The sequence below is a fragment of the Scandinavium goeteborgense genome (genome assembly GCF_003935895.2).
Lineage (GTDB): Bacteria > Pseudomonadota > Gammaproteobacteria > Enterobacterales > Enterobacteriaceae > Scandinavium > Scandinavium goeteborgense.
On sequence record NZ_CP054058.1, the window covers coordinates 4,198,652 to 4,212,738 of the forward strand.

General features: G+C 55.3%; 14 protein-coding genes and 1 pseudogene. 9 read left to right on the plus strand and 6 right to left on the minus strand.

Going from position 1 to position 14,087, the window contains the following annotated elements; translation table 11 throughout:
- Nucleotides 1-21: 21 nt before the first annotated feature.
- From A8O29_RS20850 to A8O29_RS20865, 4 genes are all read right to left on the minus strand, one after another.
- A complete protein-coding gene (locus A8O29_RS20850) occupies nucleotides 22-609 on the minus strand; it encodes a HupE/UreJ family protein (RefSeq protein WP_125351851.1) in 588 nt (195 codons plus the stop codon).
- Nucleotides 606-1,427 (minus strand): DUF4198 domain-containing protein, encoded by an 822-nt coding sequence (locus A8O29_RS20855; protein ID WP_125351852.1) that lies wholly within the window; start codon nucleotides 1,425-1,427, stop codon nucleotides 606-608. Before A8O29_RS20855 ends, A8O29_RS20850 begins: the two co-directional genes overlap by 4 nt.
- 15 nt (nucleotides 1,428-1,442) lie before the next feature.
- Nucleotides 1,443-2,501, minus strand: a complete 1,059-nt coding sequence (locus A8O29_RS20860; protein ID WP_125351853.1) for a DUF4331 family protein — start codon at nucleotides 2,499-2,501, stop codon at nucleotides 1,443-1,445.
- 79 nt (nucleotides 2,502-2,580) lie between these two features.
- Nucleotides 2,581-2,853: a YdgH/BhsA/McbA family protein gene (locus tag A8O29_RS20865; RefSeq protein WP_125351854.1), complete on the minus strand. Its 273-nt coding sequence runs from the start codon at nucleotides 2,851-2,853 to the stop codon at nucleotides 2,581-2,583.
- 421 nt (nucleotides 2,854-3,274) lie between these two features.
- Between A8O29_RS20865 and A8O29_RS20870 the strand changes: the two genes are divergently transcribed.
- Nucleotides 3,275-3,439 carry a hypothetical protein gene (locus A8O29_RS20870; protein WP_168713818.1) on the plus strand — a complete coding sequence of 55 codons (165 nt, stop codon included), beginning with the start codon at nucleotides 3,275-3,277 and terminating at the stop codon, nucleotides 3,437-3,439.
- 6 nt (nucleotides 3,440-3,445) lie between these two features.
- Here A8O29_RS20870 and yjdP read toward each other — a convergent pair whose 3' ends face one another.
- Nucleotides 3,446-3,787, minus strand: a complete 342-nt coding sequence (gene yjdP, locus A8O29_RS20875) for a DDRRRQL repeat protein YjdP (RefSeq protein WP_125351855.1) — start codon at nucleotides 3,785-3,787, stop codon at nucleotides 3,446-3,448.
- Nucleotides 3,788-4,281: 494 nt separating this feature from the next.
- Between yjdP and A8O29_RS22605 the strand changes: the two are divergent.
- Both A8O29_RS22605 and A8O29_RS20880 read left to right on the plus strand, forming a co-directional pair.
- A pseudogene (locus A8O29_RS22605) lies at nucleotides 4,282-4,446 on the plus strand (type VI secretion system tube protein Hcp); the annotation flags it as partial.
- Nucleotides 4,443-4,922, plus strand: coding sequence for a DUF2778 domain-containing protein (locus tag A8O29_RS20880; protein ID WP_125351856.1), 480 nt, complete (start codon nucleotides 4,443-4,445; stop codon nucleotides 4,920-4,922). The pseudogene A8O29_RS22605 and the gene A8O29_RS20880, both read left to right, overlap by 4 nt.
- A gap of 510 nt (nucleotides 4,923-5,432) precedes the next feature.
- On the opposite strand, the gene A8O29_RS20885 is transcribed toward A8O29_RS20880, so the two are convergent.
- Complete coding sequence (locus tag A8O29_RS20885) at nucleotides 5,433-7,724, minus strand: hybrid sensor histidine kinase/response regulator (RefSeq protein WP_125351857.1); 2,292 nt, start codon at nucleotides 7,722-7,724, stop codon at nucleotides 5,433-5,435.
- 177 nt (nucleotides 7,725-7,901) lie between these two features.
- On the opposite strand from A8O29_RS20885, the gene A8O29_RS20890 reads away from it, so the two are divergent.
- The 6 genes from A8O29_RS20890 (at nucleotide 7,902) to A8O29_RS20915 (ending at nucleotide 14,084) form a co-directional block, all read left to right on the plus strand.
- Nucleotides 7,902-9,422, plus strand: coding sequence for a sugar ABC transporter ATP-binding protein (locus A8O29_RS20890; protein WP_125351858.1), 1,521 nt, complete (start codon nucleotides 7,902-7,904; stop codon nucleotides 9,420-9,422).
- A complete protein-coding gene (locus A8O29_RS20895; RefSeq protein ID WP_110510999.1) occupies nucleotides 9,419-10,426 on the plus strand; it encodes an ABC transporter permease subunit in 1,008 nt (335 codons plus the stop codon). The genes A8O29_RS20890 and A8O29_RS20895 overlap by 4 nt, the downstream gene beginning before the upstream one ends.
- Nucleotides 10,427-10,456: 30 nt before the next feature.
- Complete coding sequence (locus A8O29_RS20900) at nucleotides 10,457-11,398, plus strand: ABC transporter substrate-binding protein (RefSeq protein WP_110511000.1); 942 nt, start codon at nucleotides 10,457-10,459, stop codon at nucleotides 11,396-11,398.
- A 120-nt stretch (nucleotides 11,399-11,518) separates the two neighbouring features.
- The gene (locus A8O29_RS20905) at nucleotides 11,519-12,205 is read left to right on the plus strand and encodes a D-lyxose/D-mannose isomerase (protein WP_125351859.1); all 687 of its coding nucleotides are present in this window, start codon (nucleotides 11,519-11,521) and stop codon (nucleotides 12,203-12,205) included.
- Nucleotides 12,206-12,216: 11 nt separating this feature from the next.
- On the plus strand, nucleotides 12,217-13,077 hold the full coding sequence (locus tag A8O29_RS20910) for a ketose 1,6-bisphosphate aldolase (protein ID WP_125351860.1): 861 nt from the start codon (nucleotides 12,217-12,219) through the stop codon (nucleotides 13,075-13,077).
- Nucleotides 13,077-14,084, plus strand: a complete 1,008-nt coding sequence (locus A8O29_RS20915; protein WP_125351861.1) for a carbohydrate kinase family protein — start codon at nucleotides 13,077-13,079, stop codon at nucleotides 14,082-14,084. Before A8O29_RS20910 ends, A8O29_RS20915 begins: the two co-directional genes overlap by 1 nt.
- Nucleotides 14,085-14,087: the final 3 nt, after the last annotated feature.

The window sequence follows — 14,087 nt, forward strand, 5'->3', positions numbered from 1 at the left end:
TGTTATAAGTTGAGTTGTCTTTCAGATTGCGCCCGCTACAAGCCAGACGCCGCAGAGTGCCGAAGCGGCACCCAATGCCCGCAGCAGGCGTTCGCCGCCAGCCATTTTCCGCAGATAATGCGCGCCAAAGGCCCCCACCAGATGCAACGTGGCGGTGGTGCTCAGAAACCCTACGGTGTAGATAATCTTGTTTTGCAGGACCGGCATTTCATAGCCGTGTGCGTAACCATGACAGATGCCGAATAGCCCAGTGGCACAGGTGGCCAACGCCAGCGGCAGACGCTGACGGGCGGCAATCGCCATCCCCAGCAGCACGACAGACAGCGCCACGCCCAGTTCCGTCGCGGGCAGCTCGATGTGTTCAAACCCGAGCAGGCCGCCAAAAAACATAAAGCAGACAAACGCCGCCGGAACCCACCACACCGCCCGCCCGCCAAGCTGCACGCTCCATGCACCCACGGCAATCATCGCCAGCAGATGGTCGAGGCCACTCAACGGATGCCACCAGCCCGCGCTATTTCCAGCATGGGCCCAGGCACTTTGCGAAAGCAGCAGGCTGCATAACGTCCCTGCCAGGGTGATGCTTTTACGGGTTAATAAACCGTTCATGATGCGCTCCTTTCACCAATATCGAGGGTTACCGACGCCCACAAACTCTGCCAGTCGGCATCCGGGGCATCGGCTGGCACCATATCGACCGCGCTAAACAGCCAGACCCCCGCTTCTGGCAGCGATATCGCCACCTCCCCTTGCGCATTGCTCACCGCCTTCAGCAGATAGCGTTTCTTTCCTTGCAGCTGCGCCTTAATTTGCGCACCGGGCAACGGTTTCCCGTCACGCAGTAGCCGCAACCGATACGGCTGGCCCGGCTGATAGCCCAACGGTTCAGAGAGCGGAACGACTTCCAGCGGCAGGCCCGCCGGTTTATCAAAACCGGCACTGTTACCGTCGACCAAAATGATGCTTTTTGCACAGCGGGAATACAGTTCGGTGGCAGGCAGGCCAGAATCGCCCTCCACCTGACGCTGACGCATCACGTTTGTCAGCCCCTCTTCCTGGAGATAACCTTCAAACTCCGTCGAGGGCAGCGTGATTTTGGCCTGGTGAGTGCGCAACGCGACTACGGTTGCCCCGCGGGTTCGGGGTCGTAAATGTCCGATAACCCGCGAGTTATCCCGGCCGCTGACCTCATAGCGCCCTTGAGCATCGCGGGCGGTGAAGGCCGACACTAATCCCGGAAGCCTGACAGACTGTTTTCCGGGTAGACCGCTGCCGATACGCAGCTCAAACACCACCTGGTCATCAACCTGGCTTTGGGCGTTATGCGGGACCATCCAGAATTCATGAGCCTGTACGGCCGTGACGCTGAGCAGACTCAACGCCACGGCCGCCATACCCTGTTTTAACGCGCTAAATTGGCGTTTCATCAGGCGTATTACCCCTTATTTCAGCGTGACAGGGATAACGTACGGGAAGTCGTGACGATAACGTTTCAGGCTGGTGACCGCCTGATCGGTGGGTTGCCCGATCAGCAGACTGAGCATGGCGCTCATGGCATCGTCATCCAGGCTGCGTCCGTTGCGCTTTTCAGCGCTAAAGACCGCCTTTTCGCCCACCGTGTAGGTCAAAACGTCCGGCACCAGCAGGTTCGCTACTTTGTCGCCGTACGCGAAAGGATCGGCCTGTGAGTGCGCCATGGCGCTGGCACGCGCCGTACGAGCAGAGACAAAGTCCTTCATATCCGCGCTATTTTGCGGCCGACTTTCATCATGCTCACGTTTAAGGGCGGCATTTTCAAACAGCATCGTGTGTGAAAATAGGGGGTTAGCGGAATACTGCACCTGCTTCCACGCATTATCACTGTGGAAATCGGTGGTCATGTAAACGCTGATGTTGGCGGCCAGCAGTTTGTTCGGCACCTCAAGGACGATGGCTCCACAATTTCGGGCAGCGAAAATATTTTTGCCCTGCGTCGACGTCCAGATCCCCGGGTCATATTTTCCTTTCGCCAGGTCCTTGCGGAAGCGGTGCAGCCCCGGCGAATTTCCGGTAAACGGATCCTGGGCGGCCCCAGTCCAGATTTTTATGCCGTTGCTCAGCGTCGCGCTATGATTCGCTTTCCCTTTCCCCAGCATTTCATCTGTCGCACCGACCGGACTGTCCGCGGTATTTTCTTGATACACCACGACATTGCCCTGATTATCAAATTTGAAGGTAAATGTTTTACCCTGCTTATAATCGGCTGATTCAGCAATATGAATGTGATACAACGCATCAGGGTTGAATACCCCTCCCGCCCCGGCCGTTGGCGAGTTATTTACCGTCATCACTAAAGCGGTATATCCCGCCGTTGCTGACGGAAACACGAAATTATCTAACTGATTCAGTGAAGGAGTTTGAATGGCTTGCGCGCTTTCAAAATGATGGCTGGCAATAGCCAACGGGGATAACATTAGAGTGGGAATAATAACGGCCAGCATGGCCTTTTTTGATATAGACATTGATTCATCCTTAAAAAAGAACTGTGATATTGCACACGGGATATATCACAGTCCAAAGGTTACGCCAGGAGAGGATTTATTATTTGTAGATTATCGCTGTTGCCCTGATGTCGGCGCTCATCCCGGTACGTTCTAAAGAGGTAATATGGTAATGACCGGCGCCTTTCTGATCGGCTTTTTTGCTCAATGCCGCCATGGCCTCTTCAAAGGTGCCATTCTTGACATTGACAGAAATGTTGCCGATTTTTTGATTCATATCAGCCATTTGAGAATCACGAATTTCAGTGGATGCGAATGAAAGTGTGCTGGCAGTCATCAGTGCTGCAAAAATGAATGTTTTATTGATCATCATGCTTACCTTTATTGAAGTGTCATTGTGTCTGTTTCAGGAGCTCGTATTTTTAAATATTCCCCGTTCAGATTCGGACATCTTACGGATAAATAATTCGAGTTCTCTTCTTCGCCAGCAGATGTCTTTAATTATCCGCTCGACACAAATAACACTAGTAAAGGCTTACCTGTTTTGTATCACCAAACCTTAAACGAAATATAACAAAAAGTTTAAGTTTATTTTTAAACTTAATAATAATTGCGATATCTTCAGAGATATGAGAATCGTGAAGAGGTGAAATAATCGTGCCATGATAAACGGACAAAGATACGTTATGGATATAATAACAAAGCCTATGATTATTACCGTGCTAATAATACCATTATCGTTGCCGACGATGTTCTTCACGTTGTTTTATTATGTCGTGCAATGGCGTTGGTTAATGTCAGTCACCCACTTATCTACACTTCTCCACTGGCACCGATATTCTGCGCAGTTGTGCATTACCCTGGTCGTCATGCTGATGGTCATCAGCCTGCTCTCCGCAGCGCTGACCGCGCTGCTGGTGATGTTAATCAATAAGAGAGTCCCCAGCGCTAAACGGTAACGCGTATTAGCGATCGTACTCGTTGCGCAGTCGGCTCTCTTCGTCGTCAAGCTGATGACTTTCCTGGTCGAGCTGGCGCTGTCTGTCGTCTAACTGACGGCGACGGTCTTCGAGCTGACGATAGCGGTCGTCATATTGCCGATCGCGGTCGCTGTCCTGCCGGCGATTGTCGGCATTGTCATCATTATCGTCGCGGTCGTCATGGTAGACGTTATCGTTATTCGGCTTATACGCATCGCTGATGGCCTGCTGAACATTGCCAATCGCGTCATCAATAATATCGGCATGAGCCAGCTGGCTTGCCAGGGCGAGCGTGCCAAACAGCAGCGCCGTTGCGGGTCTTTTCATCGGGTCAGACTCTGGGTTGAACTGACTTCAGCGTAATCAACGCGCACAGTGCCGGGTAGCGGAGGAATCTCAATTGCGGAAATGCTATGTGGCCTTAATGGACATTGCCACTTCGTTCACAGCGTCCTTTTTTGCGTTCACATTGTCGATATTGTTCGTTCTCAAATCGAGCATATTAATTCTGTACATTATTAATATCATATTTACTCACCCTCATAGAAGGCTTACACTTTCTAACGGAAATAATAAAAATGAGATGACGCATTAATATAAATTGCATGACAGTCATCATTCATCGCGTCGATATATCTCATTGTTTTATATATTTCCCACATGAAATATTACGTCTTAACCGCCAAGTTACTGAGTGTTCGATTAAACGTTGGCGTGACACTATTCATTAATAAAAGGGATTTAATCGTTATGGCAATACCAGCTTATCTGTGGCTCAAAGACGACGGCGGGGCAGATATCAAAGGATCTGTGGACGTAAGGAGAACGTGAAAGTGGTCTCTATCTTTCCTCATATGCTGGATGTAAAAAATCCGGCAACAGAAAAGCATAATCATCTTGAGAGCATTTCACTGCGCTATGAAAAAATAACCTGGAAGCATTGCGACGGTAATATTCTTTTCTCTGATGCGTGGAATGAACGATGATTCGCTGCACGTTTCACTTGAACGGAGGCCAGTTATCAACGCTGAGCTGCCCTGGCGTCGGGTTCTTTGCCGCATATTCTGGCACGACGGGACACCATAGAAACAACCCTAATTCGATGGCAATTCAGAAAAAAGGTCCGTTGCCACCAGGGCGATATTATATAGTTACGCGACCACGTGGCGGTTTAAAATCGCGCTGGAATGATATGATTCATGGCCTTGAAAGTGGTTCTGACCGGGATTTATGGTTTGCACTCTATCGCGACGACGGGAGCATAGACGATTCAACATTTATCAATGATGTAAAACGGGGGCACTTTCGTTTACATCCCGCAGGCACGTCAGGAATAAGCGAAAGCTGTATCACTCTTCCAAGCCATTCGGACTACGCCATCCTTTTACAGGCACTTTTGACGCAGCCGATGATGTTAGTGACGAGTCAATTAAGAGCATTGGGAACCATACAGGTATATTAATGAGATGAAACCCCTTAATCATGTCATTACCTGGCTTCTTAACCTTCTATCACTTTACATAATTTACAGCCTCCTCATCTACTTTGTATCGGATGAAAAAATCTATTCGTGGTATGTAGAGAGATATGGAGTGATGGTGGAAAATCAATGGTATGGGAGATATATGATGCTCATAATGCTGGTCGCCATTTTCATAAGTTGCATCCTCATTTGGATTGTTGTCTCCCTGTACAATCGGAAGCATGCCGCGTTATGAAACCCCTTAATTATATAATTACATGGCTTCTTGAGCTTCTGTCACTTTCCATAATTTTCAGCATCCTCTGCTTCATAGTTCCTGATGAGGAAATTTTTTCGCGATATGAAGATAAATACGGGATGATGGCGGAAAACGAATGGTATGACGGATATACAATGATCCTAATGCTGGTAGCAATTTTTCTAAACTGCTTACTCATTTGGATTTTGGTCTCCCAGTACCAAAGAAAGCACCCAGTTGAGCGAGAATAATCACGGGTTAATACCGTTATGAGCCTGCCTCAGCGCCTGTGCCAGCTGCGCTCGGGTAAACGGTTTGCGCAGCAGTTCGACGTCCGGCAGCTGCGGGTTGTGCGCCGGACGTAAATCCTGGCCGCTGATCAACAGCACCGCCACCTGCGGATGGTGCTTACGGGCGTGATTAACCACCTCCACCCCGCTGAGCCTGCCCGGCAGCATCAAATCACTGACCAGCATCGCGATATCCTCGGATGCATCCAGCATCGCAATCGCCTGTTCGCCACGGCTCGCCTCCAGCGTCAGCCAGCCCAGTTGGTGCAGCTGTTCGCAGAGAGTCTGGCGCACGTCGGCTTCGTCTTCCAGCACCAGCGCCAGCCGTTCGGTGGACATTTCATCGTCGACCACGTTTTCATTCGCACGCTCGACGGCCGGCAAAATTGAACGCGGTAGCTGTAACCGGACGGTGGTGCCCTGTCCCGGCGCACTTTCGATTTCTACCCGCCCGCCGGACTGGCGCACAAAACCGTACACCATCGACAGGCCCAACCCGGAGCCGCTGCCGGTCTGTTTGGTGGTGAAGAACGGTTCGAACACCTGGGCTTTTATCGCCTGCGACATGCCGCTCCCGTGGTCGATCACCTCCAGCGCCACCATGTCCTGTTTGCGCCCGTCGCTGCGGTTCACACGCTGATTCCAGGTGCGGATTTTGATGACACCCGCCTGGCCTTCCATCGCATCGCGGGCGTTCATCACCATGTTAATGATGGCATTTTCGAGCTGCCCGACGTCTATCCACGCCGACCATGCCGGGGTTTGCGCCTCAATTTCTAGCGTCAGCGTGGCAGGCAGCGAGTGGCGCATCAGTTCGCCGAGATTTTCCAGCAGCCCTTTCATCTCCACCGCATGCGGGTGCAGCGACTGTTTGCGCGAGAACGCCAGCAGGCGCTGAGTCAGCAGCGCCCCGCGCTCGGCGGCCTGCAACGCTCGGGAAATACGCGGCGCATCGACCTCATTCGGTTTGACCAGTTCGAGACTGCCGATAATCACCGCCAGCAGGTTGTTGAAATCATGGGCCAGACCGCCCGTTAGCTGTCCGACGGCTTTCATTTTCTGGCTGTGCAGCAGCGCTTCTTCCAGCCCCTGCCGCTCGATTCGACCGGTTTCCAGCTGCGTGGTGTTTTCCTTCAACAACCGGGTGGTGTGCTCCAGCGTCGATTTATTGCGGGCAAAAACGCTGAACGCACGGGCGAGTTCCCCCAGCTCATCGCGTCGCTGCAAGGCGGGAACCGAGACGTCTTGTTCCCCATGCGCCAGCCGCGACATCGCATCAGAAATCGCGGTCAGGTTCGAACCCAGATTGCGATAGATATACCAGCCCGCAAAGCCCGTTATCACCAGCGCCAGCAGGGCGAAGCCAAGAATTAAATCGATAATCGACCCCAGTTCGCGATGACTTTGCGCCACCCGCTGTTCGGACGCCTGCGCCACCTGCGCCACGTACTGGTTAATGTCGCCGTTGAGGATCGCCACCAGCGCCTTGATGTGGAACATGTACCAGCTGATCGCCAAATCGCTTTGTTCAAGATGCTGGGAAAGCGGGGCGAGTTTACGCAGTTCTGCATTGAAATCCGGCAATATGAAGGCGATTGTCGAGTCTGCGCTTTCCGTTGGAATGGCATGCATCACGCCATCAATCTGACGCACTGTCGAGCGCGGGGTCGGCGTTTCGATCGCCGCGGTAATCAGCCGGTCCATTTCCATCAGCAAACGCCCGTCCAGCGAGCCTTCGCCCTGCCGCCGGTTAATCTCCTGCAAATGACGCAGGTAGCTCTGATTTTGATACAGCGAGCTGAGCAGCGCATTGCGTTCCAGATGGCGTTGCTGCCCGCGCTGCAACATGCCCGCCACGCTTTGCTGGAGTTCATTACTGCGCTGGATAATGCGTTGCACCAGTTCCGGTTCACGCTGTGCCAGCGGCGCGGTAGCCAATTGATCGAGCGAATGTTTCAGCGCCTTTTGCGTGGCCTGCAGGCGCTCCGCTTCGCCTTTGTATTCCAGCGCGCCGACGACCTGCGACAGCCGGACCGCGGCGGTGGCGACGTTGGCGGTGTCACGCGCCAGATTCATACTGCCGGTCATGTCGTCGAAGGTTTGCTGCTGCACCTGCTCCTGGATTTGGCTCGCATGACGAAAACCGAGCACCGCCGCTGCGCACACCATTAGCGTGACCGCCACCACCAGCAGATTGAAAAACAGCAGGCGGCCGCGGGCACTGGCGAAAAACGAGGGACGGCGTAGGGGCATAGTGACTCCGGCGGTTGTGTGCTTCCCCTCAGACTGTACGAGCTGGCCGGGGTGAGTGGGAAAACGGTGAGGAGAATCGAATTTCCAACACTATGACAAATATGAACGGCCTCTGACATTTTGCATTTACTTTCCTGTGATGGACTGCTGATATCGAAAACCCTCAGGAGTGTAGCCATGAGTCAGACGCCGGTGCTGGAGATGCGCAACATCGCCAAGGCCTTTGGCAAGTTTTATGCGCTGAAAGGGGTCGACCTGACGGTCTTTCCCGGCGAAATCCACGCGTTAATGGGGGAAAACGGCGCCGGAAAAAGCACGCTGATGAAAATTCTCGCGGGCGCCTACACCGCCACCAGCGGTGAGATCCTGATTGACGGCAAACCCCATGCGATCAAAGGCCCGAAAGACGCCCTGGCCGCAGGCATTACCCTGATTTATCAGGAGATGCAGCTCGCACCCAATCTCACCGTCGCTGAAAACATATTCCTCGGGAGCGAGTTATCGCGCGGCGGCCTGGTACAGCGCAAAACCATGGTGCTTCATGCGCAGGAAGTGATTAACCGCCTCGGGGCGCAGTTCAAAGCCACCGATCGGGTGATGAAGCTCACCATCGCCGAGCAGCAGCAGGTCGAAATCGCCCGCGCGCTGCACCGTAACAGCCGCATTCTGGTGATGGATGAACCCACCGCCGCCCTCTCCTCTCGTGAAACCCAGCGCCTGTTTGAACTGATCCTGCGCCTGCGCGACGAAGGAATGGCGATTATCTACATCAGCCATCGGATGGCGGAAGTGTATGAACTGTCCGACCGCGTCAGCGTGCTGCGCGACGGGCAGTACGTCGGCAGCCTGACCCGCGACAAGCTCAACGCCTCCGAACTGGTGCGGATGATGGTCGGCCGCCCGTTAAGCGATTTGTTCAACAAAGAGCGCGATATCCCGCACGGCCAACCGCGTCTGAATGTTCACCACCTGACCGACGGCGGCAAAGTGCAGCCGTGCAGCCTGCTGGTGCGTTCGGGCGAAATCGTCGGGCTGGCGGGGCTGGTCGGGGCCGGGCGTTCCGAGCTGGCGCAGCTGATTTTCGGCGTGCGAAAGGCCACCGGCGGCGTGATTGAAGTCGACGGCGAACCGGTGCTGATTCATTCCCCACGGGAAGCCATTGATTTAGGCATCGGTTTTTTAACGGAAAACCGCAAAGAACAGGGCCTGTTTCTCGAACTGGCGGCGCAGGAAAACATCACCATGGCGACGCTGGAGCGCGACTCGCACTACGGAATGCTCGACCGCAAAAAAGCCCAGACCATTTCTGACGATGCCATCAAGCTGCTGAATATTCGCGTGCCGCATGCACAGGTGCGCGCGGGCGGTTTATCCGGTGGCAATCAGCAAAAACTGCTGATTTCCCGCTGGGTGTCGATTGGCCCGCGCATTCTGATCCTCGATGAACCCACGCGCGGCGTGGACGTGGGGGCCAAAAGTGAAATTTATCGCATCATGAATCAGATGGCGCGCCAGGGCGTGGCGATCCTGATGATTTCCAGTGAATTGCCAGAAATCGTCGGCATGAGCGACCGGGTCTACGTGATGCGCGAAGGCAGCATTGCCGGGGAGCTGCTGGAGCATGACATCACCCAGGAAAATATTATGACGCTGGCGACCGGCGTCAACGAATCCCATCACCAGGCGGTGCAACCATGACCACGCAAAAAGAACATTCCGTGCCCTCGCCGCAGCAAGTTGCTAAGGCGTCCGCCCGAAAAATGCTGATGGGCGATCTGATGCAAACCGTGGGGATCTTGCCGATCCTGATCTTAATTGTGGCGGTATTTGGTTTTATCACGCCGAACTTCTTCACCGAAAGCAATCTACTGAACATTACCCGCCAGGCGTCGATCAACATCGTGCTGGCGGCGGGGATGACGTTCATCATTTTGACCGGCGGGATCGACCTTTCCGTCGGCTCGATTCTTGGCACCACGGCGGTGGCGGCGATGGTGGTATCGCTCATACCTGAATTCGCTCTGCTGTCCATTCCGGCGGCGCTGATGCTTGGGCTGATCCTTGGGCTGTTCAACGGTGCGCTGGTGGCGTTTGCCGGACTACCGCCCTTTATCGTCACGCTCGGCACCTATACGGCGCTACGCGGCGCGGCGTACTTACTGGCCGACGGCACCACGGTCATTAACTCCGACATCAGTTTTGAATGGATAGGCAACAACTACCTCGGGCCGATCCCTTGGCTGGTGGTGATTGCGCTGGCGGTGATCGCGGTGTGCTGGTTCATTCTGCGCCGTACCACGCTCGGGGTTCATATCTACGCGGTCGGCGGCAATATGCAGGCAGCGCGCCTGACCGGCATCAAAGTGTGGCTGGTGTTGCTGTTCGTGTACGGCATGAGCGGCCTGCTGTCGGGGCTTGGCGGAGTGATGAGCGCTTCGCGGCTGTACAGTGCCAACGGCAACCTCGGCATGGGCTATGAGCTGGACGCCATCGCCGCCGTTATCCTCGGCGGAACAAGCTTCGTCGGCGGCATCGGCACCATCACCGGGACGCTGGTGGGGGCGCTGATCATCGCCACCCTCAACAACGGCATGACGCTGATGGGCGTCTCCTATTTCTGGCAACTGGTGATCAAAGGGGCGGTGATCATCATTGCGGTTCTGATCGACAAATACCGTACCCGACACCATCAAAGTGCATAACAACAACATCTTACCTGTGAGGAAAACAACATGCGTTTGAAGCCAATCGCCATTGCACTCTGTGCTGGCACCCTGCTCGCCGCCGCGCCGTTTGTGCAGGCAAAAGAGCTGAAATCTATCGGCGTGACGGTGGGCGATCTCGCCAACCCGTTCTTCGTGCAAATCACCAAAGGCGCAGAGCTGGAAGCCCGTAAACTCGCCGGAGATAACGTCAAAGTGACGCTGGTTTCCAGCGGCTACGATCTGGGCCAGCAGGTCTCGCAGATTGATAACTTTATCGCCGCTAAGGTCGATATGATTATCCTCAACGCCGCCGATTCGAAGGGCATTGGCCCGGCGGTTAAACGGGCGAAAGAGGCCGGCATTGTGGTGGTGGCGGTTGACGTGGCAGCCGTTGGGGCCGATGCGACCATTACATCCGATAACACCCAGGCGGGTGCGATGGCCTGTAAATACATCACCGACCGCCTGAACGGTAAAGGCAACGTGGTTATCATCAACGGACCGCCGGTATCAGCGGTGCAAAACCGCGTCGAAGGCTGTCAGTCAGAATTCAAAAAACATCCGGATATCAAAGTGCTGTCTGACAACCAGAACGCCAAAGGCAGTCGCGAAGGCGGGCTGGAAGTGATGACGTCGCTGCTGGCGGCGAATCCGAAGATCGACGGGGTATTTGCGATTAACGATCCGACGGCGATCGGTGCCGATCTGGCCGCAAAACAGGCGCAACGTAAAGAGTTCTTTATCGTTGGCGTGGATGGTTCGCCGGATGGGGAAGAAGCGCTGAAGCGCCAAAATTCGCTGTTTGTCGCGACGCCAGCGCAGGACCCGCAGGTCATGGCGGCGAAAGCGGTGGAGATTGGTTATGACATTTTGCAGGGCAAACCCGCGCCTACCGCGCCGGTGCTGATCCCGGTGACGATGATCGACAAGAAAAGTGTCGGGTCATATAAGGGATGGACGGTTAAGTAAGATTTGTGCGCAAGAAAGTGCCTGATGGCGCTACGCTTATCAGGCCTACAGGAATTGTAGGTCGGGTAAGCGAAGCGCCACCCGACAATGAGGCCGCAACGTCTCCTTTTTGGAGGTGAAATGAAACGCTCCGACATTAACAACATACTCGGCCTGACGCGGCAATTTTTCTCCTTGCATGACGTGCATCTCCCGCCGTTCGCCAGCTTCCCTCCGACGCAATGGCAGCAGCTCGACCCCGATACCTGGCACGAAGTGTTTGCCCTCAAACTCGGCTGGGACGTCACTAGCTTTGGCGGCAACAATTTCGCGGCCCAAGGGCTGACTCTGTTTACCCTCCGCAATGGCTCACCTAACGGGATGCCCTACGAAAAGAGCTATGCTGAAAAAATCATGCACGTGCGCGACGGGCAGGTGACACCAATGCATTTTCACTGGCGCAAGCGGGAAGACATTATCAATCGCGGCGGCGGCAATCTGATTGTCGAACTGTGGAACGCCGACGCCCTTGAGCAAACAGAAAATAGCGACGTGACGGTGACGCTCGACGGCTGTCGACAAACCCACGCCGCAGGCAGCCAGCTACGCTTAGCGCCGGGCGAAAGCATTTGCCTGACGCCGGGGCTGTATCACAGCTTCTGGGGTGAACCCGGTTTTGGCGACGTGCTGGTGGGCGAAGTGTCGACGGTGAACGATGACGAACACGATAACCACTTCCTGACGCCCCTCGACCGCTATAACAACATTGAAGAAGACGAGCCGGCCCATCTGGTGCTGTGCAATGAATACCGTCTGTTTCGCCGCTAAAGGAGAACGCTATGCCGATGATTTCTCTTGCCGAAGGACTGGCCCACGCCCGGGAACACCGCTATGCGCTGGGCGCGTTTAACGTGCTCGATTCGCACTTCCTGCGGGCGCTGTTTGCCGCCGCCGAACAGGAACGCTCGCCGTTCATCATCAATATTGCCGAGGTGCATTTTAAATATCTGTCGCTGGAATCGCTGGTGGAGGCGGTGCGTTTTGAGGCCGCACGGCACGACATTCCGGTGGTGCTGAATCTCGATCACGGTCTGCATTTTGAGGCGGTAGTACGCGCCCTGCGCCTCGGTTTCAGCTCGGTCATGTTTGACGGCTCGACCCTCGACTACGACGAAAACATCCGCCAGACCCGCGAAGTGGTGAAGATGTGTCATGCGGTGGGCGTTTCAGTGGAAGCGGAACTCGGCGCGGTTGGCGGCGATGAAGGCGGTGCGTTGTACGGTCACGCCGATGAAGCCTTTTTCACCGACCCGGATCTGGCCCGCGAGTTTGTCGACAGAACCGGCATTGATGCGTTAGCCGTCGCCATCGGCAACGCGCATGGCAAATACAAAGGCGAGCCAAAACTCGATTTCGCGCGCCTCGACGCCATTCGCCAGCAAACGGGCTTACCGCTGGTGCTGCACGGCGGATCGGGCATTAGCGATGCGGATTTCCGTCGCGCCATTGAACTCGGTATCCACAAAATCAATTTCTACACCGGCATGTCGCAGGCGGCGCTGGGCGCGGTTGAGCAGCGCATGGCACAGCGTCAGCCGATTTACGATGAGTTTGCCGAGCTGCTGCTGGGCATCGAAACCGCCATTACCGATACCGTCGCCGAACAGATGCGGATTTTCGGCAGCGCGGGGAAAGTGTAATGGAACGCCAGGGCATTATTGCCGCCGGAAATATGCTGGTCGATCACGTGCACCGCATCGTGCAGTGGCCGGAGCGCGGCTGGCTGGCGGAGATCACTCATAGCGAACGCTCCACCGGCGGCGCGCCGCTGAACGTGCTGCTGACGCTGGCGAAAATGCGCAGCCATATGCCGTTGCAGGCGGTGGGGTTAGTTGGCGAAGACACGGACGGCGATTACATCATGGCGATGCTCGACCAGTATCACGTCAATCGTCAGCACGTGCAGCGCACCTCATTTGCTCCGACATCGATGTCGCAGGTGATGACCGATCCCGACGGGCAGCGCACTTTTTTCCATTCTCCCGGCGCCAACCGGCTGTTGGATCTTCCGGCCTTTGATCGGCTGGAAGGATCGATGAAGATCTTCCATCTCGGCTATTTGTTACTGCTCGACAGCCTGGATCTGGCCGATAAAGAGTACGGCACGCGGGCCGCGCGGCTGTTGGCGCAGATGCGCGAGAAAGGCTACGAAACGTCGCTGGATTTGGTGTCACGCAAAGGCGACCCGCGCTATCAGCCGCTGGTGCGTCCGGCGCTGGCGTATCTCGATTACCTGGTGATTAACGAACTGGAAGCCGGGGAGTTTAGCGAGCTGCCGATCCGCATCGAAAACGGGGAGCCCATCATCGACAACATCGCCCAGGCGGCGGCGCTACTGCTGGCGGCGGGCGTGAAAAAGCGGGTGGTTATCCACTGCCCGGAAGGCGCGTGGTGCGAAGCGCCCGGCCAGCCAGGCGAATGGGTGCCGTCCTGGCAGCTGGCGCAAAACGAGATTATCGGCAGCGTCGGCGCAGGCGATGCCTTTTGCGCCGGGTTCCTGTACGGCTGTCACGAAGGCTGGACGCTGCGGAAAAGCGTGCTCCTGGCCCACGCCTGCGCGCGCGCCAGCCTGCTGTGCGCCAATGCGATTGACGGGGCGAAAAGCCTCGATGAGTTGACGCTGTTTATCAGTGAAAACAGCGTGTAACGG

Coding starts and splice junctions, on each gene's coding strand:
- A8O29_RS20850 (WP_125351851.1), bottom strand. CDS start 609: ATGAACGGTTTATTAACCCGTAAAAGCATCACCCTGGCAGGGACGTTA.
- A8O29_RS20855 (WP_125351852.1), bottom strand. CDS start 1,427: ATGAAACGCCAATTTAGCGCGTTAAAACAGGGTATGGCGGCCGTGGCG.
- A8O29_RS20860 (WP_125351853.1), bottom strand. CDS start 2,501: ATGTCTATATCAAAAAAGGCCATGCTGGCCGTTATTATTCCCACTCTA.
- A8O29_RS20865 (WP_125351854.1), bottom strand. CDS start 2,853: ATGATGATCAATAAAACATTCATTTTTGCAGCACTGATGACTGCCAGC.
- A8O29_RS20870 (WP_168713818.1), top strand. CDS start 3,275: ATGTCAGTCACCCACTTATCTACACTTCTCCACTGGCACCGATATTCT.
- yjdP (WP_125351855.1), bottom strand. CDS start 3,787: ATGAAAAGACCCGCAACGGCGCTGCTGTTTGGCACGCTCGCCCTGGCA.
- A8O29_RS20880 (WP_125351856.1), top strand. CDS start 4,443: ATGATTCGCTGCACGTTTCACTTGAACGGAGGCCAGTTATCAACGCTG.
- A8O29_RS20885 (WP_125351857.1), bottom strand. CDS start 7,724: ATGCCCCTACGCCGTCCCTCGTTTTTCGCCAGTGCCCGCGGCCGCCTG.
- A8O29_RS20890 (WP_125351858.1), top strand. CDS start 7,902: ATGAGTCAGACGCCGGTGCTGGAGATGCGCAACATCGCCAAGGCCTTT.
- A8O29_RS20895 (WP_110510999.1), top strand. CDS start 9,419: ATGACCACGCAAAAAGAACATTCCGTGCCCTCGCCGCAGCAAGTTGCT.
- A8O29_RS20900 (WP_110511000.1), top strand. CDS start 10,457: ATGCGTTTGAAGCCAATCGCCATTGCACTCTGTGCTGGCACCCTGCTC.
- A8O29_RS20905 (WP_125351859.1), top strand. CDS start 11,519: ATGAAACGCTCCGACATTAACAACATACTCGGCCTGACGCGGCAATTT.
- A8O29_RS20910 (WP_125351860.1), top strand. CDS start 12,217: ATGCCGATGATTTCTCTTGCCGAAGGACTGGCCCACGCCCGGGAACAC.
- A8O29_RS20915 (WP_125351861.1), top strand. CDS start 13,077: ATGGAACGCCAGGGCATTATTGCCGCCGGAAATATGCTGGTCGATCAC.